At 71.9% G+C, this 23,180-nt stretch carries 20 protein-coding genes and 1 pseudogene; 16 read left to right on the forward strand and 5 right to left on the reverse strand.

Annotated elements, in window-relative coordinates:
- A pseudogene (locus KGA66_RS08980) lies at positions 1-190 on the reverse strand (hypothetical protein); the annotation flags it as partial.
- Positions 191-314: 124 nt separating this feature from the next.
- The gene (locus tag KGA66_RS08985) at positions 315-857 is read right to left on the reverse strand and encodes an ATP-binding protein (protein ID WP_211466628.1); all 543 of its coding nucleotides are present in this window, start codon (positions 855-857) and stop codon (positions 315-317) included.
- Between the two features lie 255 nt (positions 858-1,112).
- Between KGA66_RS08985 and KGA66_RS08990 the strand changes: the two genes are divergently transcribed.
- The 8 genes from KGA66_RS08990 to KGA66_RS09025 all read left to right on the forward strand — a co-directional run bounded on the left by KGA66_RS08990 (position 1,113) and on the right by KGA66_RS09025 (position 9,888).
- Positions 1,113-1,940 carry a Sco1979 family transcriptional regulator gene (locus KGA66_RS08990; protein WP_498066733.1) on the forward strand — a complete coding sequence of 276 codons (828 nt, stop codon included), beginning with the start codon at positions 1,113-1,115 and terminating at the stop codon, positions 1,938-1,940.
- A gap of 3 nt (positions 1,941-1,943) precedes the next feature.
- Positions 1,944-2,186, forward strand: a complete 243-nt coding sequence (locus KGA66_RS08995; protein ID WP_211466632.1) for a DUF397 domain-containing protein — start codon at positions 1,944-1,946, stop codon at positions 2,184-2,186.
- Between the two features lie 417 nt (positions 2,187-2,603).
- On the forward strand, positions 2,604-3,044 hold the full coding sequence (locus KGA66_RS09000; RefSeq protein ID WP_211466634.1) for a VOC family protein: 441 nt from the start codon (positions 2,604-2,606) through the stop codon (positions 3,042-3,044).
- A gap of 253 nt (positions 3,045-3,297) precedes the next feature.
- On the forward strand, positions 3,298-6,231 hold the full coding sequence (locus KGA66_RS09005) for a penicillin acylase family protein (protein WP_211466636.1): 2,934 nt from the start codon (positions 3,298-3,300) through the stop codon (positions 6,229-6,231).
- A gap of 195 nt (positions 6,232-6,426) precedes the next feature.
- A complete protein-coding gene (locus tag KGA66_RS09010) occupies positions 6,427-7,128 on the forward strand; it encodes an ArsR/SmtB family transcription factor (RefSeq protein WP_211466638.1) in 702 nt (233 codons plus the stop codon).
- Positions 7,125-7,880: an SRPBCC family protein gene (locus tag KGA66_RS09015; protein WP_211466640.1), complete on the forward strand. Its 756-nt coding sequence runs from the start codon at positions 7,125-7,127 to the stop codon at positions 7,878-7,880. Before KGA66_RS09010 ends, KGA66_RS09015 begins: the two co-directional genes overlap by 4 nt.
- Before the next feature lie 299 nt (positions 7,881-8,179).
- Positions 8,180-9,451 carry a YihY/virulence factor BrkB family protein gene (locus KGA66_RS09020; RefSeq protein ID WP_211466642.1) on the forward strand — a complete coding sequence of 424 codons (1,272 nt, stop codon included), beginning with the start codon at positions 8,180-8,182 and terminating at the stop codon, positions 9,449-9,451.
- Positions 9,448-9,888 carry a hypothetical protein gene (locus KGA66_RS09025; protein WP_211466644.1) on the forward strand — a complete coding sequence of 147 codons (441 nt, stop codon included), beginning with the start codon at positions 9,448-9,450 and terminating at the stop codon, positions 9,886-9,888. Before KGA66_RS09020 ends, KGA66_RS09025 begins: the two co-directional genes overlap by 4 nt.
- Here the strand turns inward: KGA66_RS09025 and KGA66_RS09030 are convergent.
- Entirely contained in the window at positions 9,857-10,531 is a 675-nt protein-coding gene (locus KGA66_RS09030) for a GNAT family N-acetyltransferase (protein ID WP_211466646.1), read from the reverse strand. The genes KGA66_RS09025 and KGA66_RS09030 overlap by 32 nt on opposite strands.
- A gap of 179 nt (positions 10,532-10,710) precedes the next feature.
- On the opposite strand from KGA66_RS09030, the gene KGA66_RS09035 reads away from it, so the two are divergent.
- A complete protein-coding gene (locus tag KGA66_RS09035) occupies positions 10,711-14,046 on the forward strand; it encodes an ATP-binding protein (RefSeq protein ID WP_211466648.1) in 3,336 nt (1,111 codons plus the stop codon).
- A gap of 45 nt (positions 14,047-14,091) precedes the next feature.
- On the opposite strand, the gene KGA66_RS09040 is transcribed toward KGA66_RS09035, so the two are convergent.
- On the reverse strand, positions 14,092-15,669 hold the full coding sequence (locus KGA66_RS09040; protein WP_312886828.1) for an IclR family transcriptional regulator domain-containing protein: 1,578 nt from the start codon (positions 15,667-15,669) through the stop codon (positions 14,092-14,094).
- Between the two features lie 138 nt (positions 15,670-15,807).
- Here KGA66_RS09040 and KGA66_RS09045 point away from each other — a divergent pair, with 138 nt between their 5' ends.
- Genes KGA66_RS09045 through KGA66_RS09075 form a run of 7 tightly spaced genes read left to right on the forward strand, consistent with a single transcriptional unit; the run spans position 15,808 to position 22,125 of the window.
- Positions 15,808-16,599 carry a CoA transferase subunit A gene (locus tag KGA66_RS09045; RefSeq protein ID WP_211466652.1) on the forward strand — a complete coding sequence of 264 codons (792 nt, stop codon included), beginning with the start codon at positions 15,808-15,810 and terminating at the stop codon, positions 16,597-16,599.
- Positions 16,599-17,231 carry a 3-oxoacid CoA-transferase subunit B gene (locus tag KGA66_RS09050; protein ID WP_211466654.1) on the forward strand — a complete coding sequence of 211 codons (633 nt, stop codon included), beginning with the start codon at positions 16,599-16,601 and terminating at the stop codon, positions 17,229-17,231. Before KGA66_RS09045 ends, KGA66_RS09050 begins: the two co-directional genes overlap by 1 nt.
- Positions 17,231-18,031, forward strand: coding sequence for a protocatechuate 3,4-dioxygenase subunit beta (pcaH, locus tag KGA66_RS09055; protein ID WP_211466655.1), 801 nt, complete (start codon positions 17,231-17,233; stop codon positions 18,029-18,031). Before KGA66_RS09050 ends, pcaH begins: the two co-directional genes overlap by 1 nt.
- The gene (gene pcaG / locus KGA66_RS09060) at positions 18,031-18,636 is read left to right on the forward strand and encodes a protocatechuate 3,4-dioxygenase subunit alpha (protein WP_246507274.1); all 606 of its coding nucleotides are present in this window, start codon (positions 18,031-18,033) and stop codon (positions 18,634-18,636) included. The genes pcaH and pcaG overlap by 1 nt, the downstream gene beginning before the upstream one ends.
- Positions 18,599-19,621: a lyase family protein gene (locus KGA66_RS09065; protein WP_211466657.1), complete on the forward strand. Its 1,023-nt coding sequence runs from the start codon at positions 18,599-18,601 to the stop codon at positions 19,619-19,621. The genes pcaG and KGA66_RS09065 overlap by 38 nt, the downstream gene beginning before the upstream one ends.
- A complete protein-coding gene (gene pcaDC / locus KGA66_RS09070) occupies positions 19,614-20,921 on the forward strand; it encodes a bifunctional 3-oxoadipate enol-lactonase/4-carboxymuconolactone decarboxylase PcaDC (RefSeq protein ID WP_211466659.1) in 1,308 nt (435 codons plus the stop codon). Before KGA66_RS09065 ends, pcaDC begins: the two co-directional genes overlap by 8 nt.
- A gap of 31 nt (positions 20,922-20,952) precedes the next feature.
- Positions 20,953-22,125: a 4-hydroxybenzoate 3-monooxygenase gene (locus KGA66_RS09075; RefSeq protein ID WP_211466661.1), complete on the forward strand. Its 1,173-nt coding sequence runs from the start codon at positions 20,953-20,955 to the stop codon at positions 22,123-22,125.
- A gap of 55 nt (positions 22,126-22,180) precedes the next feature.
- Here the strand turns inward: KGA66_RS09075 and KGA66_RS09080 are convergent, their stop codons facing one another.
- Positions 22,181-23,137 carry an alpha/beta fold hydrolase gene (locus KGA66_RS09080; RefSeq protein WP_211466663.1) on the reverse strand — a complete coding sequence of 319 codons (957 nt, stop codon included), beginning with the start codon at positions 23,135-23,137 and terminating at the stop codon, positions 22,181-22,183.
- Positions 23,138-23,180 lie beyond the last annotated feature (43 nt).

A 23,180-nucleotide genomic window follows, 5' to 3' on the forward strand; every position in this document is an offset into this window, starting at 1 on the left:
CCGCCGCACCCGTCCCCCAGCCCCAGCCCGTGTCGCCGCCGGGGCCGCCGCCGTAGGGGGCCACCGCGGCGCCCGAGCCGTAGAGGTCGGGAAGCTGATAGGCGGGGGGCTGATACGGATCGCCGGTGGTGGCTACGAGACTTTCGTAGATCGGCGACCCGGCGATGTTCAGATCGGACGTGCTAGTCATCGATGTGCCCTCGCCCTGTCGTGATCCTTCGCTGTTCGAAGGCTGTCCTTGAGGCGAATGCACGTACGGGTGTGCGGATCGGTTCACGGCGGCGGTGCGGGATTTGCGCGGCGGGTCCGGACGGTCAGGCGATCCCGGGGCACTCGTTGCGGCAGGGCAGCAGGGCCCAGACGGTGCGGCCCTCGCCCTGCTCCGTGTTCACGCCCCACAGCTCGGTCAGCGCGCTGACAAGGATCAGGCCGCGCCCGCTCTCGACGTCCGGTTCGCGCACCCTCGGGCCGCTGGGTCCGCACCCCTGGTCGGTTATCGCGAGGCAGACGGTGTGCGCGGTGGTCTGCAGCCGGCAGGTGATCTCGCTGCTGTCGGTGTGCACCAGCGCGTTGGTGAACAGTTCGCTGATGATCAGCACCGCGTCCTCGTATACGGACTCGTCCACGCCCCACGAGTGCAACTGCTCGGCGACCCGGCTGCGCGCGGTCGAGACGCTGGCGCCGTGCGCCGGCAGGCAGAAGACGTCGCGGTGCAGGAAGGCCGTCTTCTCGTCGAACGGATCGCCGGCGAGGGTGGCGGTGGCCATGGCGGCGGCCATGGCGGCGGCGTCGTCCTGGCTCGGCACCGCTTCGACCGCGGCCGCCGGGGCACCCGGGGCCGGGTGGGAACGGTTCACGGGGTTCTCGCCTTCCGCGCGGAGGTGATCGAGCCTTCCGCGGCGCGCCCGGGGCGAGGGCTGCGGGAGCTGAATCACATGAATCACTATGCTGTCCGTCAGCAACGGATGGCAAGAGTCAACCTGGAAATTGCAGAAGTGGATGAGCAGACTGTTCGCTGCGTTACCGACATGGCACACTGAGCCGCATGGCGGCCGGTGCGGAGGCAGAACGTGAGCGGTGACGGAAGATCGTCGGGTGGCGCCCCGACGGTGATGCGGATGGTCCTGGGTCGGCGCCTACAGGACCTGCGCGAGCAGGCCGGACTAGGGTACGAGGAGGCGGCGGCGGCATTGGACGTCACGCACTCCACGATCCGCCGCATGGAGAAGGCGGAGGTCAGCCTCAAGATTCTCTATGTGGACCGGCTGCTGCGCACCTACGGCGTGACGGAGCCCAGCGAGATCGAGGCGTTCCTGAACCTGGTACGCGAGGCCAACCAGCCCGGCTGGTGGCACCGCTATCGGGACGTGCTGCCCGACTGGTTCAGCGCGCACGTGAGCCTTGAGGTCGAGGCGGCTCTCATCCGCGCGTACGAACCGCACTACGTGCACGGTCTGCTACAGACTCCTGACTACGCACGTACGGTGCTGCGCGCCGGACTGCCGCACGCGCCCGAGGCGGAGATCGAGCGGCTCGTGCAGTTGCGCGTCGAGCGGCAGGCGCTGCTCGCGCGCAAGGACGCGCCGCGCTTCTGGGGCGTGATGGACGAGACGGTCTTCCGCCGGGCCACCGACCGCACGGTGCTGCGGGCCCAGGTGGACCGGCTCATCGAAGCCTGTTCCCTGCCCAACGTGACTCTCCAGGTGATGCCGTTCGCCGCAGGCCCGCACCCCGCGATGTACGGGCCGTTCTGTATCTTCCGGTTCCGCTTCCAGGAACTGCCGGACATCGTCTACAGCGAATCGCTGACCGGGGCCGTCTATATAGACGACCGCGACGACGTGTCCGTCTACCTGGAGGCTCTGGACCGGATGTGCGCACAAGCCGCACCCGCACCATCCACTGAGGCGTATCTCAGTGGCATTCGCAAGGAGATCTAGAAGATGACCGAAACCGCTATATACAACGGAATGCCGGCCACCCACCTGGGCGAGCACGGCTGGATGAAGCCCTGGAGCGGAGGCAACGGCGGAAACTGCGTCGAGGTCCTCAAGCTGCAGGACGGCAGGATCGCGGTCCGCCAGTCCACCGACCCCGAGGGGCCGGCGCTGGTGTACACCGTCTCCGAACTGTCCGCCTTCATCGAGGCGGCCAAGACCGGCGGCGCGGACTTCCTGCTCGCGTGACCCGCATCACCGCTGTACCGCAGTAACGCACGACCGCAGTAACGCACGACCGCAGTAACGCACGACCGCACCATCGCAGTACACAACATCGCAGTACACAGCACCAAGGTAAGTGGCATCAAAGTACGAACACCGCACCACCCACGTGACGGTGCACGGGACGTGTCCGGGCGCTGACCACGAATCCTGGTACAGTCCCGGTTCCGCCGTACGAGCAGCGCCCCGCCCCCACGGGCCTCACCCCCACAGGTCCTGCGGGTCCCTGCCACGAGGCGGAACCGGGCGTCGGGTGCCCCGCGCCCGACAGCCGATGAGTTCGCGCGGATTCGCCGCGCGCGGCGTCCGCGATCTGCGCGGCGACCGGCGGGACGGCCGGTCTGAGCCGGCATCGTCGGGCCCGGCCCCTATCTTGGGCACATGACCATTCAACGCATGGACAACGTCGGCATCGTCGTCGGCGACCTCGACGCCGCCATCGCCTTCTTCACCGCACTCGGCATGGAGCTGGAAGGCAGGATGCCGATCGAGGGAAGGTGGGCGGAAAAGGTCGTCGGGCTCGACGACATGCGAAGTGAGATCGCCATGATGCGGATCCCGAACGCCCAGGGCCGGCTCGAACTGGCGACATATCACACCCCGAAGGCGATCACCCCCGAGCCGGAGGTCACCCCGGCCAACACGCTCGGCCTGCACCGCGTCATGTTCGCCGTCGACGACATCGAGGACACCCTCGCCCGCCTGCGCCCACACGGCGCCGAACTCGTCGGCGAAGTGACGCGGTACGAGGACAGCTATCTGCTCTGCTATCTGCGCGGGCCGAGTGGAATCATCCTCGCGCTGGCCGAGCAACTGAACTGAGCTGAACCGAGCTGAACCGAATCGGGCACCGGCGCGCACGAGGCGGCCGCCCGCAAGCCCGTACCGCGCGAACCGCGCGAACCGCGCGAACCGCCGAGTCCAGAACCCGGATCTGCACCGAAGAATCCGAGGCGTTCTCACGTCTTGGTCGAGTCTTGGCAGTACACTGACTGACTTTTGACCCTACCCGCGAGTAGGTTGACGCGACGCAAGGCACTCCTCACTCAGTGTTCTCTGCCCCGGAGCGTCAGCCATGCGCCGTTCCCGAACCCACGCCCACCCGCGTACCCACATCCTCGCGGTCGCCGCAGCCGCGGGGGCACTCGTGCTCTCCGCGCTCGCCGGCCAGGCCCACGCCGCCGCGCCAGCCGGCCCCACCGACTACTGCGCCGGTCAGTGCTCCGACATCCTCCCGCCGGGGGAGAACGGAGCCGAAACCCTCGCCGACATCGTGCTGTTCAAGCTCTTCGGCATCCGTCCCGCGCACAACAACGACCAGCTGGGCAAATACGACAACCTGGTCACCGCGTACACGGGGTTGACGACCTCCCAGATCGACAACTTCTACAACGACTCCTCCTACGGCGTCCCCCCGGCGAACGTCGAACGCACCGAGACCCCGCAGGCCGGGGTCACCATCGTGCGCGACAGCGTCGGCATTCCGCACATCTACGGTCAGACGCGCGCCGAGACCGAGTTCGGGGCCGGATACGCCGGCGCCGAGGACCGGCTGTGGGTCATGGACCTGTTCCGGCACATCGGCCGGGCCGAGCTGACCTCGTTCGCCGGCGGCGCGCCGGCCAACCGCGCCCTGGAGCAGAACCTGTGGCGCTCCGCCCCCTACACCGAGGTCGACCTGCAGTCCCAGGTCGCCGCGCTGGCCGCGGAAGGCACCCGCGGCGCGCAGCTCAAGTCGGACATCGACGACTACCTCGCCGGCGTCAACGACTACATCGCGCTCGTGCGCGCCGGCAACGACTTCCCCGGCGAGTACGACCTGACCGGACAGCCGATGTCTGACTTCACCGAGACCGACGTGATCGCCATCGCCGCGGTGATCGGCGGCCTGTTCGGTAACGGCGGCGGCGGGGAGGTGCAGTCCGCGCTGGTCAAGCAGGCGGCCGAGGCCGCTTACGGGGTGAGCGAGGGCGACGCGATCTGGGCCGCGCTGCGCGAGCAGAACGACCCGGAGACCACGCTGACCCTGCACGCGGGGCAGAGCTTCCCCTACGGCGAGACCTCGGGAGCGGTCCGCGGCGTGGCGATGCCGGACAGCGGCAGCGTGTCAGGCGTCAACATCGTGCAGAACGCCACCGGTTCGGCGAGCGGCGCGGCCGCGAAGACCACGGCCTCCGCCAGGTCGGCCACCAGTGCCGCCGCCACCGCGGAGGCCGTGCGGAACGCGGACGCGAAACTCGCGGCCAGGCTGCCGGCCGCGCTGCGCGCGAAGGCGGCCGGCAAGCTCGGCTCGCTCAACGGCATTCACGACGACGGCGCGCTGCCCGGCCTGAACCTGCCGGCGCCCGGTCAGCAGCACCCCGGCATGTCCAACGCGCTGGTGATCTCCGCCGCCGACAGCGCCTCGGGCCATCCGATCGCCGTCTTCGGCCCGCAGACCGGGTACTTCGCCCCGCAACTGCTGATGCTGGAGGAGATCGAGGGACCTGGTTTGAGCGCACGAGGGGCCTCCTTCGCCGGGCTGAACCTGTATGTGGAGCTTGGCCGTGGCCCTAGCTACTCCTGGAGCGCCACCTCCAGTGAACAGGACACCACCGACACGTACGCCGTCACCCTGTGCAACCCGGACGGTTCGACGCCGAGCACGAGTTCGACCTCGTACCTGTTCCACGGCGTGTGCACCCCGATGGACAGACTGGTCCGGCACGACTCGTGGAGCCCCACCGTCGCCGACACCACCGCGGCCGGTTCCTACGACCTGACGATGTACCGGACCAAGTACGGGCTCGTCGAAGACACCGCGACGATCAGCGGTGTCCCGGTCGCGTACACGTCGCTGCGTTCGACCTACATGCACGAGGCCGATTCCGCGATCGGCTTCCAGATGTTCAACGACCCCGGCGTCATGTCCACCCCGCAGGGCTTCGAGAGCGCTGCCTCGAACATCGGCTACGACTTCAACTGGTTCTACGTCGACTCCGCTCATGCCGCGTACTTCAACTCGGGGCTGAACCCGGTGCGCGCCTCCGGGACCGACCCGAACCTGCCGATGTGGGGCACCGCCGCGGACGAATGGCAGGGCTGGAATCCGGCGGACAACACGGCCGACTACACCCCGCCCTCGGCGCACCCGAACTCGGTCGACCAGGACTACTACGTCAGCTGGAACAACAAGCAGGCCGTGGACTACAGCGCCGCCGACGGCAACTTCAGCTGGGGGCCGGTGCAGCGCTCCGACCTGCTCGACCAGGGCGTGAAGGCGTACCTGGCCACCGGGGCCAGGTTCACCCGCCCCGCGCTGGTGCAGGTGATGGAGCGGGCCGCGGTGACGGACCTGCGCGGCAGGCAGGTGCTGCCGCTGCTGCTCCAAGTGATCAACAGCCAGCCGGTCACCGACCCGGGCCAGCAGGCCCTGGTCAACGAGCTGACGGCCTGGCTCGACGCCGGCGCGACCCTCACGCCGACCGCGTCCGGGTCGAAGACCTATCAGAACGCCGCCGCGATCCAGGTCTTCGACGCCTGGTGGCCGCTGCTGGTCCAGGCCGAGTTCCAGTCCGGCATGGGCACAGGCCTCTTCAACGCCCTGCTCGGCGCCATGCAGGCCAACGAGTCCCCGTCGGGTGGCCAGCAGCTGTCCGCGGGCGCGTCGGGGTCCTCGAACCAGGCGCAGCCCCATAAGGGCTCTTCGTTCCAGTTCGGCTGGTGGGGCTACGTGAGCAAGGACCTGCGCGGCGTGCTCGGGCGGAGCGTCTCCGATCCGCTGCCGGTGAAGTACTGCGGCGGCGGCAGCCTGTCCGCGTGCCGCGGCGCGCTGCTCAGTTCCCTGACCCAGGCGGCGGCCGAGTCGGCATCGACCGTGTACTCGGGCGACTCGACGTGCTCGGCCGGCGACCAGTGGTGCGCCGACAGCATCATCCAGGACCCGCTCGGCGGCATCACCGACGGCCCGACGAACTGGCAGAACCGGCCCACCTTCCAGCAGGTCGTGGAGTACCCCTCCGGACCGTGAGCGCGGCGCAGACCAGCGCGATGACACCCGGCCCGGGCCTCGACGTAGGCCCGGGCCGGGTGTCGTTTCGCCCTTCGCCCTTCGCCCTTCGCCCTTCGCCGACGCTGGCGGCAGCGGCAGCGGCAGGCGGAGCACGATTTCACCGACAACTATTTTTGTCTTGACAGAAAGAGTCGTCGGTGTGACCCTGGGGCCATGTTCGAGGTGACGGTGATCGAGGACCCGGCCGCGGCCGAGGCGGCCCTGGACCCCACGCGGGCCCGGCTGCTGGCCGAACTGGCCGAACCCGGCTCGGCGACCACGCTGGCCGCACGGGTCGCGCTGCCCAGGCAGAAGGTGAACTACCACCTGCGCGAGCTGGAACGGCACGGCTTGGTGGAACTGGTCGAGGAGCGGCGCAAAGGCAACGTCACCGAGCGGGTGCTGCGCGCCACCGCCGCGTCCTACGTGATCTCTCCGGTCGCGCTGGCCGCGGTGCAGCCGGACCCGGGACGCGCGCCCGACCGGCTCTCCGCCCACTGGCTGCTCGCGCTCGCCGCCAAGCTGGTGCGCGACGTGGGCGAACTGCTGATCGGCGCGTCGCGCGAAAGCAGGCCGGTGGCCACCTTCGCCCTGGACGGCGAGGTGCGCTTCGCCTCGGCGGCCGACCGCGCCGCCTTCGCGACGGAACTGGCCGCCGCGGTGGCGGGCCTGGTGAGCAAGTACCACGACGAATCGGCCCCGCGCGGCCGGCCGCACCGGGTGGTCGTGGCCGTGCACCCCGCGATCAAACCGGGCGGGCGGAACCCGGACGCGGCCGGGGCGACGGGTGACGAAGAAGTCTCTCCGACTGCGCATGACACGCGAGAAGCGCAAGGCGGACAAGAAGTGCGGACGATCGAGGAGCCCCTGAGATGACACACGAATTCGAACTGAGCGAGCAGATCGGGTTGGCGGCCACCCCCGAACAGGTCTGGGACGCGATCGCCACCGGACCCGGCATCGACTCCTGGTTCATGGGCCGCAGCGAGATCGAGGCCCGCGAGGGCGGGCGCGGCCGGACGGACATGGGCGGATTCGTCGTCGAGTCCACGGTCACCGCCTGCGACCCGCGCAAGCGTTTCGCCTACCGCGGCGACCCCGCGCCGGACGGCGCCTTCCACGCCTTCGAGTATCTGATCGAGGCGCGCGAAGGCGGCAGTACCGTGCTGCGGTTCGTGCACAGCGGCTTCCTCGGCGACGACTGGGAAGCAGAGTACGACGCCCTGCGCAAGGGCGACCCGATGTACCTGCACAAACTCGCCCAGTACGTCCGGTACTTCCCCGGCCGCTACGGCGCGCCGATCTCCGGCTTCGCCGGTCAACGGTCCGACAAGGAGCGGGTGTGGGAGCTGTACCGCGCCGGTCTCGGCCTCACCGACCCGGTCGCCGTCGGCGACCGGGTGCACCTGACCCCGGGCGGTCTCACTGCGCTCGACGGCGAGGTGACCTACGTCAGCGAGGACTTCCTCGGGGTGCGCGCGGCGGACGGCTTCTACAGCTTCATCCACGGCTACCAGGGCGCGCTGGTCATCGGCCACCACGTCTACGGCGAACCCGGTCAGCCCGCACCGGACGTCAAGGCCCTCCAGGGCGCCTGGCAGACCTGGCTCGCCGCGACTTTCGCATAACGCGGACCGCGCGCCGGGCGACCACCAGGCCCGAGATCGCCGGCCGGCATCGCCGGCCACAGTGCCGCCCGGATCGCCGCGCGCGACCCGGGCGGCCGCAGATCGCGTCGCGTCCGCCGTCCCGCAAACCGCGGGAAAACGCCCTGCCGCGTGCGTAACGGCGCTGATCGCGGGCAACGAGAGAGGTGGCCGTCGCACGATGGCCTGACCGCCGGGTTGCTGAGATTCTGGCAATGAGAACGGAAAGGCTCGGGCACGGTGGTCCACGGCGGGCGGGTGACCTTGTTAGCCTGGCGAACGTGCCCAAGCTGCATGCTCCGAACGGCCGTATAGTCCTGCTAGGTCCAGGCACCGGCGACGAGGTGACGCAGATCGACCCGAGCAACGTCTCAGTGCGGGGTACGGCGCCGGAACAGGACGCGGCCTCCGGCGACGCCGGCCCGGGCGACGACGCGCCCGCGGGGCGACACCACCCGCACCGACTGCTGCACGGCGGGCACCACCAGCACAATCCGGACTTCCCGGACGAGATCGCCGGGATCGAGAAGCACGGCGCCCTGATCGACCGCGCCGGCAAGCCCACCGCCGGGCCCGGCACGCGCGCCGGGGCCGCGGATGCGCCGCCCGCGGGCGCCGGCCGGCCGCAGAGCGCAACCGAACCGCCGCCCGCGATCGTCGCAGAGTCCGTGATCGCGGCGGAGGCAGTCATGGGCGGCGGCGGGCCGGCGGCGCCGGGGACGTGGCATCCCGGCGAGCAGGCACCGCAGCAGCCCCGGGCGGGCGCGCTGCGGCGGACCTACCGCCTGGTGCGCGAACTGGTCACCGAGACCTATCGCCGCGGCGTCGAGATCGAACTGATGCACCGCGCCTTCGGCTTCGCCGCCCTCGGCTTCGTCACGCTCGTCCCGCTGCTGATCGTGGTCGCCGCCGCGGCGCCGCTCAACGGCCGCACCTTCCCGGAGTGGGCGATCGCCGGGCTCGGCCTGTCCGGCCGGGCGGCGAAGGCGGTCAACGGCCTGTTCGGTCCGACGGCGAAGGTGCTGTCCACCACCACCGCGCTGAGCGTCGCGGTGCTGGCGGTCTTCGGTCTCTCCTTCGTCTCGGTGGTGCAGACCGGGATGGCGCGGGTCTGGGAACTGCCCGCGGCGCGGCTGCTCTCGGTGTGGCGGCAGGCGATCTGGCTGGCCATGCTGGTCGGGCTGCTGCTGGTCGGCGCGGACCTGGTCGCGTTCCTGCAAGGCGGCTGGTTCGTCACGACGGTGCGGTGGTGCGCCACGGCCGGCGGTTCGCTGGTGTTCTTCTGGTGGACCCAGCACTTCCTGTTGGAGAGCCGGGTGCCGTGGCGGGCGCTGCTGCCCGGCGCGGTGCTCACCGTCGCCGGGCTGGTGGGCCTGCGGCTGTTCTCGGCGTTGATCTTCGGCCCGATGATCGTGTCCAGCGCCCTGACCTACGGGTCGATCGGCGCGGTTCTGATCGTGGTCTCCTGGCTGATCGGTATCGGGTACGTGATAATCGGCGCGGCTCTGGTGGGCCGGGTGATCTACGACACGTGGGGAGGCGGCCGGGCGTGAGCGACCTATCGCCGCACGAACGTTTCGACCGGCTCGTCGGCGAACTGCTGGAGCGGCCCGGGATCAGCTACGGCGGCGACGAGCCGGGCGCCGCCAACCGCTTCGGCGCGAACGCGCTGAAGACGGGCGGCAAGATCTTCGCGATGCTGGTACGCGGCAGCCTCGTGCTGAAGCTGCCGCGCGGGCGGGTGGACGCCCTGGTCGACGCCGGGGAGGGCACGCGCTTCGATCCGCGCGGCGGGCGGCCCATGACCGAGTGGCTGGTGCTCGATCCCGGCTCCACGCTCGACTGGTCGCCGTTGGCAGACGAGGCGATGCAGTATGTCGGCGCCGTGAACGCGAAGGCCGCCGGCGCGAAGGCCCGCATGAACGCCGCCGGCGCTCGTGCGGCCGCGGCCGCTCCGGTCAGCCGAGGCGCGCGCGCTCCGCGTCGGTGAGCGCGGTCTCCCGGCCGAGGAAGGTGAGCGGGCCCGGATCCGCGACGGTCAGCTCCCGGAAACCGATCCGGTCATAGAAGGCGCGCGCCGAGGTGTTCGCGGTGAGCATCGACAGGTGCACGCGCGGTGCGCCGGCGGCGGCCAGTGCGTCGAACAGCGTGTAGGCCAGCAGGCGGCCGTAGCCGCGGCCCTGATAATCCGGCAGCAGGTCGATGTGCAGGTGCGCCGGATAGTCCGCCAACTCGGGGACGATCATCCGCTCCGGCCAGTGCAACAGCGCCGCCATCTGCTCGTCGCGGGTCGCCGGTTCGCCCGTCGGCGCCGGATGCCGCTCGGCCACCAGCGGCAGCCACCGCTCGCGGAACTGCCTGACGAAGCGCGCCGTGTCCGATGTGCCCAGGATGTAGCCGACCGCGCGGGCGCCGTCGTCGAGCACGAACGCCAGGTGCGGCTCAAGGTGGGCATACGGTGCGGCGAAGATGTCCGGCATGAGTTCCTGGTCGTCATAGAGCTGACGCGCATCGCCTCCCGCTTCCGCCGTGCGCATACAGATATCGAACATCGCCGCGCGGTCGTCCTCGCGATACAGGCGAATGCGGGGCGCGGCAGGCGTCGGAACGTTGTCGTCTCGGTCTTGACTCATGCAGATCATCATCCCAGCACGGTGCTCCCATCCGCGCGGTTACCCGTCGCAGCTCACGCATTCCCGCGGGACGCCGTGTAGGCGAGATGTAGGCGCGGCCTATCAGACTGTGTTCGGAGCGTCGGTGTGGCGTGAGCACGGGGCATGCCACACCGACGCAGTCGGCGTAACATTCCGCCATGGCCGCTGTAGACGGGGTATCCAGCGACGACAAGACGCCAACCGACGACACCACCACCGAAGCCAAGAACGCTGAGACGCACGTGCTCGTGCTCGGACCGGTCGGGCTCGGCCGGCCGTTTCGCGCGCCTTCCTCGAACATCCTGCGCGCGGTGCTCGCCGCGCTCGCCCTGGCCGGTCCGGGCGGCCTTTCGGCGGGAGAGCTGTTCGAGACGGTCTGGGGTTCCCGCGACGCCCGCTCCATGGACTCCACCCTGACCGTGAACATCCACCGGCTGCGCCAATGGCTGCGAACCGCGGCCTACGGCAAGGTATCCGTGACGCGCACGACGACCGGTTACGCGCTCCACCTCGCCGACGGCGAGGTGGACGCCGACCGGTTCCTCAGGCAGGTCGAGGCCGCCGAGACGCTGGAGACCGCCGCGAAAGCGGGCGCGCTCGGCGAGGCGCTGAGCCTCTGGCGCGGCCCGGCGCTCGCGGACGTGCCGGACGGCAGCGCCGACCAGGCCGCGGTCATGCGCCTGGAACTGCGCAGGGTCACCGCCGTGGTCGAGTACGCCCGGGCCCTGCTCGGCATCGGGCAGGCGGAGCAGGCGGTGCACGCGCTCAGCCCGCTGGTCGAGACGTATCCGCTGGACGAGCGCGTGATCGGTGCGTGGATCGAGTCGCTGGCCGCCACCGGACGGCAGGCCGACGCGCTCGACGCCTACGAACGGCTGCGGCTGCGGCTGCGCGACGAGATAGGTGCGGACCCGGGCCGCGCGCTGAGCCAGGCGCTCACACGCGTACTGCGACAGGAGATCGCGCAGCCGGTGGCCGAGGACCTGGACGAGTCCCCGCCGGCCGGGCGCCACACCGTGCTGACTCCGGCGCAACTGCCGGCCGACACCTTCGCGTTCACCGGACGCGGCGCCGCGCTCGCGCGCTTGGAGGCGCTGACGCGAGACGAGGAGACACCCGGGCACCACTTCCGCATCGCCACGGTCACCGGTGCGGGCGGCATCGGCAAGACCGCGCTCGCCATCCACTGGGCACGCCACGCCTCCGCGTTCTTCCCCGACGGTCAGCTTTACGCGAACCTGCACGGCTTCTCCGCGACGCCGCCCGAGCGGCCGATCGACGTGCTCGGCCGGTTCCTGCGCGCGCTCGGCGTCGCCGGCGGCAGCGTGCCCGTGGACGTGGAGGAGGCCGCCGCGCTCTACCGGTCGCTGCTGGTCAATCGCAGCGTACTGATCGTTTTGGACAACGCCGCCGACGCCGCGCAGGTACGCCCGCTGCTGCCCGGTGCCGAGACCTGCCGGGTGCTGATCACCAGCCGGGACCGGCTCGACGGCCTGGTGGCCCTGGACGGCGCGCATCCGGTCGGCCTCGACGTGCTCAGCGAACGCGAGTGCGTCGAACTGCTCACCCGGATCCTGGGGGAGGCGCGCGCCGCCGCCGAACCCGAGACCCTGCTGGAGCTGGTGCGCGCCTGCGCCCGGCTGCCGCTGGCACTGCGGATCGCCGCCGCGCAGCTGGTCATCCGCCCGCAGCGCCCGATCGCGGAACTGGTCGGGCAGCTGGCTGCGGCCAGGCTCGACGCCCTGACGCTGGTCGGCGACGAGTCCAGCCAACTGCGCGCGGTCTTCGACCTCTCCTACGTGCGGCTCGATCCGCAGGCCCGGCGGTTGTTCCGGATGCTCGGCGCCATCCCCGCGGTGGACCTGAGCGCTCAGTCCGCGGCGGTGCTGCTGGAGTGCGCGGCCGAAGAAGCGGAGCGGGCCCTCGGCCGGCTCACCGCCGCGCACCTGCTCACCGTCCACCTGCCGACCAGGTACGACTGCCACGACCTGCTGCGCGACTACGCCGGAGAACTCTCGCGCGCCGAGGACCCGGCGGCCGAGCGGGAAGCCGCGGCACACCGCCTGGCCGACTGGTACGAGGCCGGCGTCACGCACGCGGTCGAGAAGGTGTACCCCGACCGCGACCGGCTGCCCGACCGCGGTCCGGCCCGCGTCGCGGCCGCCGCCGGCGAGGACACCGGTGACGCCCTCGACTGGCTCCGGGTCGAGCACCGCAACCTGCTGGCCGTCATCGCGCACGCCGCCGAGCACGGCCCGCACTCGAACGCCTGGCGGATGGCGCTGGAGCTGCGGCCGCACTTCTACGCCGCCGAACTGCACGGCGACTGGTTCGCCGTGGTCGCCTCGGCGCGCCGCGCCCTGGAACGCGAACCCGGCGTGCTCGGTGACGCGGCCGTGCACGTGATGCTCGGGGACGTGGCGCAACTGCGCGGCCAAAGCGCCGCCGCGATCGAGGAGTACACGCACGCTCGCGCCGCCGCCGAGCAGGCCGGGTGGACCATCGGCGCGGCGATGGCGTCGATGCGGCTGGGCCTTGGGCACTTCGACGTCGGGGAGCTGGAGGCCGCACGGGCCTGCTTCGAGCGCAGTCTGCGGTGGTACCGGGAGAGCGGCTCGAAGTTCGGCGTGGCGCGCGCGATCGGCAACCTCGGCCTGGTGCACTGCGACACCGGCCCGCTGCGCAAGGCGATCGAGCTGCTCAAGCAGTACGACGAATCGAGGGCGGAACTCGGCTTCGCCCGCGCCCGCGCGCAGAGCCTGTGTGCGCTCGGCTACGCGCATTGGCGGGCCGGCGAGTTCGCCGAGGCGCGGCGGCTGCTCGACACCGCGCTGGAACTGGCCGAGACCAGCGGGGAGACGCGCAGCGCCCGCCTCGCGCACTGCGACCTGGTCGCCCTGCACTGCGCGCTGGGCGACTACGCGCGCGCCCGCTATCACGCCACGCTGGCCGAGTCGCTCGGCGCGCAGGCCGGTACGCCGCGCGCCATGACGCAGACCGCCTTCGCCTGGGGTCTGATCCACGAGGGCGAGCGGGACTACGCGCGAGCACTCGAACACTACGACGAGGTGTTGCGCAGTGCCCTGGGCCACGGTGACTCGGACCACGAACTGTGCGCGCTGCTCGGCGGCGCGTCCGTGCGGCGGATGCTCGGCGCGCTGAAGGAGTCGCTGCATCAGGCGCAGCAGGCCCTCGTGCTCAGCCACGAGCGCGGCTGTCGGCTGTTCGAGGCGCAGGCGCTGGTGGAGCTGGCCGAGACGCACCTGGCGCTGGGTCACCTGGATCGGGCGCGGCAGAACGCGCAGCGGGCGGTGGAGCTGGCCGGGGAGGTGGGCTACCGGCTCGCGCTGGCCAAGGCGCTGCGCGCGCTCGGCGACATTCTGCGCCACGCCGAGGGGGAGCAGGCGGCGCTGCCGAACTGGCGCGCCGCGCACGCCGTGTTCGCCGAGCTCGGCTCGCCCGAGGCGCGGCGGCTCGCGGTGCACGGCGTGTGACCGGCGGCCCCGGCGCCGGAGCGGCAGCACGCATACCCGACCGTCTCAGGCCACGCCGAAGTCCAGCCGGTCGCCCATCGCGGCCACGTCCTCGCTGATCCGCGCCGCCGTCTCGACCAGCTCGGGCAACACCGTCGCGCGCGCGGTCTCGGCGTCGATGCGGCCCGCGTGCATGGAGACGTTGACGGCCGCGACCACGCGGCCGCGGCGATCCTTGATCGGGGCCGCCACGGACCGCAGTCCCTCCTCAAGCTCCTGATCCACCAGCGCGTAGCCGTCGGCCGCGGCCGCGGCCAGGATCGCCGTCAGCTCCCGGGGATCGGTGACCGTGAAGCGCGTCAAGGGCCTCAGATCCAGCTCTGCTATCAGGGCACTGCGAGCTGGTTCGGGCAGACCCGCCAGCAGCACGCGGCCCATTGAGGTCGCATAGGCCGGGAACCGCGTGCCCACGGTGATCGCGACCTGCATGATCCGGCTGGTGGCCACGCGCGCGACGTAGGCGATCTGCGGCCCGCGCAGCACCGCGACCGACGCGGACTCGCGCACGCGTCGGCTGAGCCGCAGCAGATGCGGATGCACCACTTCCTCGGCGCCGCGGCCGCACAGCCGGGCGTACCCGAGTTCGAGCACTGCCGGCAGCGGCTCGAACAGCCGTCCCTGCTCGTCCGGGCAGCCGGCGTATCCCTGCGCCGACAAGGTGATCAATGCCCTGCGAACGGTGGCGCGGGGCAGCCCGGTGGCCTGTGCGACCGCGCTGAGGGTCATCCCGCCGCGATGATCCCCGAGCCGCACCAGAACCTCCAGACCGCGAGCCAGGGAGCGAAGATACTGCGCGCCGAGGTCGTGTTTGGGCCCGTCCACCGGCGCCGCGCCCGCGGGCGGGCGGTCCGCCCGGCGCTCGGCCGGCTGCGGCAGGTTCGCCGCGAGTAGCGCCACCTGCATCGACGCGGCGGTGCTGCGCAACCGCCCGAGGGCGAAGTCGCGCAGCGAATGCGCTGAGTGCCTGCTGGTGTGGCTCACCACGCTCACCGCAGCCCGGGCCACGCCGCCCGCCCGATCCCCGATGGGGACCGCGACGGCGACCAGCCCCGGTTCCAGCAGTTGGTCGTCCAGCGCCCAGCCGTCCCGCGCCGCCGCGGCGATCCGCTGGTCGAACCCTGATTCGTCCGGGCCCGGCTCGGCGAACAGGGCGCCCGGGGCGCAGCGCGAGGCCGCGAGCACGTCGCCGACCCGGAACGTCGGCACCATGGTGCGCCGCCGCGGGACCTGCACGACGAAGCGCACGCCGCCCCGGTCCGGCACCGCCACCGACACCGACTCGTCCAACTCGTCCGCGAGCCGCACGGCAAGCGGTTCGAGCGCCTGCGTCACACCGCTGGCAGCGAGATACGCGTCGCCGAAGCGCATCGCGCGCGGCGCGAGCACCACCTCGCGCCCATCGGCGCGCAGGTAGTCCAGACACGTGAGAGTGCTCAGGACCCGGTCCACGGTCGAGCGCGCGAGACCGGTCTCCCGAACCAGATCCCCGGGACGCACCGTATCGCGCGGGCTCGCGCACACCGCACGCAGCACCGCGAGACCGCGCTCCAGCGGCGCGACGCGCTCGTGCGGACCCTCGGCCACCGCCTCGCTCCCTTCCGGCGCTCCCGGGCCGTGCGCCCGTCCGCCCGTTGACAAGCCGGAGGCGGGGACGGAGACTCGGGGGCAGCCGGTTTTGAACTTTAGTTCACCAGGCGAACACATTCAAGGTGGGAGCGGCGGATGGACAAGACGGCGGCCTCAGCCGCGGCGGCGGTGGCCGACATCCGGGACGGCGCCTCGATCGCGGTGGGCGGCTTCGGCCTCAGCGGCGTGCCGAACGTCCTGATCGACGCCCTGTTCGAGGCGGGCGCGAGCGGGTTGTCCGTGGTGTCGAACAACTGCGGTGTGGACGGCGGCGGCCTCGGCGTGCTGCTCGCCGCGCGCCGCATCGACCGCGTCACCGGTTCCTACGTGGGCGAGAACAAGGAATTCGCCCGCCAGTACCTCGCCGGCGAACTGGAGGTCGAGTTGATCCCGCAGGGCACGCTGGCCGAGCGGCTGCGCGCGGGCGGGTGCGGCATCCCGGCCTTCTACACCCCCGCGGGCGTCGGAACGCAGGTCGCCGAGGGCGGGCTGCCGTGGCGCTACGCCCCGGGCGGTTCGGTGGCGCTCTGCTCGCCGCCCAAGGAGGTGCGCGAGTTCGGCGGAGCGCAGTACGTGCTCGAATACGGGATCGTCACCGACTACGCGCTCGTCCACGCGGCCAAGGGCGACCGGCACGGCAACCTGCTGTTCGCCAAGTCCGCGCGCAACTTCAACCCGCTCGCCGCGATGGCCGGGCGGATCACCGTCGCCGAGGTGGAGGAACTGGTCGAGCCCGGCGTCCTCGATCCCGACGAGGTGCACCTGCCCGGGGTCTTCGTCCAGCGCGTCGTCGCGCTCACCGCGCGGCAGGCCGCGGACAAGCGGATCGAGAAGCGCACCGTCCGCACCGTCCGCACCGGCTCCGCCGAGACCCCGGCAGGCTCCTGATGCCGTGGACCCGCGACCGCATGGCCGCCCGCGCGGCCGCCGAACTCGCCGACGGCGAGTACGTGAACCTCGGCATCGGCCTGCCGACCCTCATCCCGAACCACCTGCCCGCCGGCGTGCACGTCACCCTCCAGTCGGAGAACGGGATCCTCGGCGTCGGACCGTACCCGGCCGCCGACGAGGTGGACCCGGACCTGATCAACGCGGGCAAGGAGACCGTCACGGTACTGCCGGGCGCGGCCTTCTTCGATTCGGCCCTGTCCTTCGGCATGATCCGCGGCGGCCACATCGACACCGCGGTCCTCGGCGCGATGCAGGTCAGCGAACGCGGCGACCTGGCCAACTGGATGATCCCCGGAAAGCTGGTCAAGGGCATGGGCGGGGCCATGGACCTGGTGCACGGCGCGAGGCGTGTCATCGTGCTGATGGAGCACACCGCGAGAGACGGCACGCCGAAGCTGCTCGAACGCTGCACGCTCCCGCTCACCGGCAGCGGCTGCGTGCACCGGATCATCACCGACCTCGGCGTCCTGGACGTGACCGACAAGGGCTTGCGCCTGGTCGAGACCGCGCCCGGGACCAGCGCCGAGGAGCTGGCCGCGCAGACCGCGGCCACCGTCATCGTCCCCTGATGCGCACGCAGGAGGTGCCCGTGTCGAGCGAACCGCCCGCCGAGACGCAGTCCGACATCGATGCCGAGATCGAGGCGCTGCGCAAGGCGGCAGCCGCACGCGGACTGTCACACCCGGACCGCGACTATCCGCCCTACCGCAGCAGCATTCTGCGGCACCCGAGAGCGGCGCCCGTCGAGATCACCGATCCGGAGGCGGCCGAGCTGTCCGGCCCGGTGTTCGGCGCCGGGGACGTCACCGCGCTCGACGCGGACCTGACCCGCAGGCACCGGGGCGAACCGCTCGGCGAGCGCATCACCGTCAGCGGACGGGTCCTGGACCGCGCCGGGCGCCCGATCCGCGGCCAGCTCGTGGAGATCTGGCAGGCCAACGCCTCCGGGCGTTACGCCCACCAGCGCGACCAGCACCCGGCGCCGCTCGACCCGAACTTCACCGGCGTCGGCCGCTGCCTCACCGACGACCACGGCCGCTATCAGTTCACGACGATAAAACCGGGACCGTACCCGTGGCGCAACCACCTCAACGCCTGGCGGCCCGCGCACATCCACTTCTCGCTGTTCGGCGCCGCCTTCACCCAGCGGTTGATCACGCAGATGTACTTTCCCGGCGACCCGCTGTTCGGCTATGACCCGATCCTGCAGTCGGTCACCGACGAGGCGGCACGCGCACGCCTGGTGGCCGGATACGAGCACGGCCGGTCGGTGCCGGAGTACTCGATGGCTTACACCTGGGACATCGTGCTGGACGGTCCGCGCGCGACCCTTTTCGAGCGGCCCGAAGCTGAAGAGGAGCGCCGCTGATGACGATGCTGCCGGCCACCCCGTCCCAGACCATCGGGCCCTTCTACGGTTATGCGCTGCCGTTCGCCCGTGGCGGCGACATGGCGTCGGATGCGCATCCTGAGGCCGTGACCGTGCACGGTTACGTGCTCGACGGCGAGGGTGCGCCGATCCCGGACGCGCTGCTGGAGTTCTGGCAGCCGGCCCCGGACGGCTCGCTGACCGGCGCTCCCGGTTCGCTGCGCACCGACCCGACCACCGGCGTCCTGCTCGGGCGCGACCACACCGGGTTCACGGGCTTCGGCCGCGTCCCCACGGACGCCGACGGGCACTACGCGCTGCGCACACTGACACCCCCCGCGGTCGGCAAATCAGCACCCTATCTCTCTGTGTGCCTGTTCGCCCGCGGGCTGCTGCACCATCTCTACACCCGCGTCTACTTCCCCGAGCACGAGGCCGCGCAGGCCGCCGACCCGCTGCTCGCCGCGCTGCCGCCGCGACGGCGCGCCACGCTGGTCGCCCGCGGGCAAGGACCGCGCAGTTACCGCTTCGACGTGCGTATTCAGGGAGGTGACGGCGATGGGGCCGATGCCGAGACGGTATTCCTCGCCTTCCCCCTGGGATGACGACCCGCCGGGCACGTTGCTCGCCGCTGAATCCGCGCTGGCGCGGGCGCAGGCCGAGCTGGGCCGCATCCCGCGGGCCGCCGCCGAGGCGATCGAACAGGCGACCCGGCAGGGCTACGACTACGACGAGATCCGAGCCCTCGGCCAGGAACGCGCGACCGTCGTCGTGCCCTTGGGCGAGGCCATCCGGGCGCGCCTGCCCGCGGAACACCACGAGCACCTGCACCGTCCCGCGACGAGCCAGGAAATCATCGACACGGCTCTGATGCTCCAGGCCGCGCGCACCCTCGGCCCGGTCACCGCGCTGCTGGACCGGTGCGCCGAGAGCCTCGGCGGCCTGACGCGGCGGTTCGGGGACACGCACCAGCGCGCACGCGCCTTGCTGCAGCCCGCGCTGCCCAGCACCTTCGGCAACCTGCTGGGCTCCTGGCGGTCAGCCGTCGATGACGCGCGTTCACATCTGCACGCGGTGCGGGAGCGCGGTCTGGCGGTGCAACTCGGCGGTCCAGTCGCAGACCTCGACGACCCGAGGCTGGTCCAGGCCTTCGCCGAATCGCTCGGGCTCACCGCGCCGGGCCGCGCCTGGCACACCGTGCGCACGCGCGTGGTGGACCTGGCCGCCGCGCTCGGCCTTACCGTCGGGGTGCTCGGGAAGATCGGCGCGGACGTGATCGTGTTGTCCCAGGCCGAAGTCGGCGAACTGGCGCAGGGAGCGGCGGGCCGTTCGTCGTCGATGCCCGACAAACAGAACCCGGCCCGCGCGGTCCAGCTGGTGGCGCTCGCCGCACGCGCCCCCGGGCTCGTCGCCACGGTGTTCGCGGCGCTGCCGCAGGAGCTGCAACGGGCAGCGGGCCGTTGGCAGGCCGAGGACGCGACGGTCAGGGAACTGCTCGTGCTCGCCGGTGAGGCGGCGCACCACGCGGCCATCCTCTTGGAGGGGCTGGTCGTCCACCCCGACCGGATGAAAGCGAACCTCGATGCCTGATCCCGCCCTCCTGCACCACCGCCGCGACGGCGGTCCGCTCGACGGCGGCGCCGCGGGCGGCGGGCCGCACGCCGGCCGCGTCCCGCTGATCCTCGGCCCGTCCCTCGGCACCAGCCTGCGTCTCTGGGACGAAGCGGTGCCCGCGCTCGCGGCCGACCGCGTCGTGATCCGCTACGACCTGCCCGGCCACGGCGCGAGCCCGGCCGAAGCCCTACCGGACCTGTCCGCCGGCGCGACCCGCGTCGCAGACCTCGCACAAGCCGTGCTGCGGCTGGCCGACGCGCTCGGCATCGACCGCTTCGACTACGCCGGCGTTTCGCTCGGCGGCGCGATAGGCGCCTGGCTCGCGGTGCACCATCCGCGCCGGGTCCGCTCGCTCGCGCTGATCTGTACCTCCGCCCGGTTCGGCGATACGGCGCAGTGGCGCGAGCGGGCGAAGCTGGTGCGCGACGAGGGAACAGGGCCGGTTGCCGACGCCGCGCCGGGGCGCTGGTTCCGTGCGCCCTTCGCCGCCTCCGGCGCGCCGATCGCCGCCGCGCTGCTGGAGGACCTGCGCACCGCCGACCCGGCCGGATACGCAGCCTGCTGCGACGCGCTGGCCGGCTTCGACCTGCGCGGCGATCTGGCCGCCGTGGCCGCGCCGACGCTCGTCGTGGCGGGGCGCGACGATGTCAGCACCCCGGTGCCCCACGCGCGCGAACTGGCCGACGGGATCCCGGCCGCGAGCCTGCTCGAACTGGCCGCCGCCGCGCATCTCGCCGTCGCGGAGCGGCCGCACGCGGTCGCACGGGCCCTGCGCGACCACTTCGCAGACGTCGAATGCACGGATGCCGAATACGACGCCGAATACACGTGTGCCGAACCCGCGGGCACGGCGGCCCGCGCCCCGGCGATTTCGCGTTCCGATGCAGCGCACGCCGCGGGCATGTCCGTCCGCCGCGCCGTCCTCGGAGACGAGCACGTGGACGCCGTCGTCGCGCGGACCACCGCGTTCACCGCCGACTTCCAGGACTTCATCACCCGATACGCGTGGGGCGGGATCTGGACCCGGCCCGGTCTCGAGCGGCGAACCCGCAGCGCGGTCACGCTGACCGCGCTCGTCGCGCTCGGGCACCACGACGAGTTGGCCATGCACGTGCGCGGCGCGTTGCGCAACGGGCTGAGCCGCGACGAGCTCGCCGAGATCCTGCTGCAGACCGCGGTCTACTGCGGGGTGCCAGCTGCCAACGCGGCCTTCGCCGTCGCGCAGCGCGCGCTCGCGCAACTGGACGGCGCCGAAGACCAGAAACCAGAGCACTGATGGATCACCGAAGGACCATGGGGAGGGCGATGTGCGCACCAGCGTCGGCATCATAGGCGCCGGGCCGGCGGGCCTGCTGCTCGCGCACCTGCTGCGGCAGGCCGGGATCGACAACGTCGTGCTGGAGAACCGCACCCGCGCGTACGTCGAGCACCGGCAGCGCGCCGGGGTGCTGGAACAGAACACCGTCGACGTGCTGCGCGCCTCGGGCGCCGGCGAGCGGATGGACCGGGTCGGCCTGCGGCACGACGGCATCGAGCTGCGCTTCGCCCGCGAGGCCCACCGCGTCGACTTCCCCACGCGCACCGGCGGCCGCAGCGTGATGGTGTACGCGCAGACCGAGGTCGTCAAGGACCTGATCCAGCTCGCGCAGCAGCGCGACGGCAGGGTGCTGTTCGAGGCTGAGGCTTTCGCGATCGAGCACACCGAGACCCTGCGACCGGTCATCCGCTACCGGCATGAGGGCGCCGAGCACGCACTGGAGTGCGACGTCGTCGCGGCCTGCGACGGTTTCCACGGAATCGGGCGCCGCTCGGTCCCGCCCGGCCGGTTGAACACATACGAGCGCGAATACCCGTTCGCCTGGCTCGGCATCCTCGCCGACGTCCCGCCCTCCTGCGACGAGCTGATCTATGCCAACCACGAACGCGGATTCGCCTTGCACAGCATGCGCTCCCCGCACGTCAGCCGCCTGTATCTCCAGGTCGCGCCGGATGAGGACCTGAACGCCTGGCCGGACGAGCGGATCTGGGCCGAACTGGACACCCGGTTCGAGCTGCCCGGCTGGCGCCTGGAGCGCGGCCGCATCACGGAGAAGGGCATCACCCCGATGCGCAGCTTCGTGGCCGAGCCGCTGCGCCACGGCCGCCTCTTCCTCGTCGGTGACGCGGCGCACATAGTGCCCCCGACCGGCGCCAAGGGCCTCAATCTCGCCGCCGCCGACGCGACGCTGCTGGCCGCCGCGATCATCCGGGCGCACGACAAGGGCGACGAGAGCCTGCTGGACGCCTACTCGGACACGGCGCTGCGGCGCGTATGGCGGGCCGAGCACTTCTCCTACTTCATGACGACGATGCTGCACCGCGACCCGCGGCAGGACGAGTTCGCCCACCGGCTCCAACTGTCGAACCTGCACTACATCGCCGCTTCGGACGCCGCGGCCGCCTCTCTCGCCGAGAACTATGTCGGCCTGCCCGTGGTGTGATGTCCGGCGAGGGTGCGCGGGCCCGCTCGGCTCCCGCTCTCCCGGCGGGTGACGGTCAGCGCGGCGTGGCCGCCGTCGCCGCGCCGACGAAGTCGAGGGCGGTGCGGATCACCCCCGGGTCGCGCAGGATCCTGTTGTGGCCCAGGCCGTTCGTGGCGACCAGTCGCGCGCCCCGCCACGCCGCCGCCACCGACCTGCCCAGACTGTAGGGGACCTGCCGGTCGTGTTCGTCGTGGATGACCAGCAGCGGCGGCAGCGCGGCGTCGTGCGCGGCGCGCGCCCGGGCGGCCGCGTCGAACATCGACAGCGGCCGGCCGGCGCGCCGTTCCAGACGACGCTCCAGCCCCGCGCGGATCCGGTCGCCCGCGCCGAGCGCCGCCGCGAAACCGTGCAGGTACGCTCCGGCGTCCGGCATCGGCGAGATCAGCACCAGGCGCCCCGCGGGCAGCCCGTCCAGCGCCGCCGTAGCCGCGGCGCCGCCGCCCAGCGAATGCCCGACGATCGCGTGTGCGGGTCCGAACACGCGCGGCGCGGCGTGCAGCGCGGCGATGAACTCCGTGATCAGCGCGCGTTTCGGGCCGAACGAACCCGGGCCGGAGTCGCCGTGGCTGGGCGCGTCGATCGCCACCACGCGGAACCCGGCCGCGGCCAGCGGCGCGACGAAGCCGGCGAACTGGCCGCGATGGCCGCCCCAGCCGTGGATCAGGTACACGACCGGACCCGAGTCGCCCCAGACCTCCGCGACGAACGCCGGGCCGTCGCCCGTCGCGCGCAGCGGGATGGTCACGACGCCCCCGGGCGCGGCCGGCGCGCTGCGTGAGCGATCCGCGTGCCGCACCGTCAGCCACAGCCGCTCCGCCCAAAGTGAGCCCAGACCCGGCGCGGCGCGCTCCAAGGCCCGGAACGAGGCGCGAACCGCCCGCTCCCGCACCGACCGTCGCCATGTCGCCGAAGAAGAACGAACGATCGTGCTTTTATTGATTCCGGTTTCGCGCACCGGGGCTTCGCTCATCGGAAGTCTCCAAGACATCGGGGCGGGTAGCCGGCCGGCCGAC

The organism is Actinocrinis puniceicyclus (genome assembly GCF_018283645.1).
Classification (GTDB): Bacteria; Actinomycetota; Actinomycetes; order Streptomycetales; family Catenulisporaceae; genus Actinocrinis; species Actinocrinis puniceicyclus.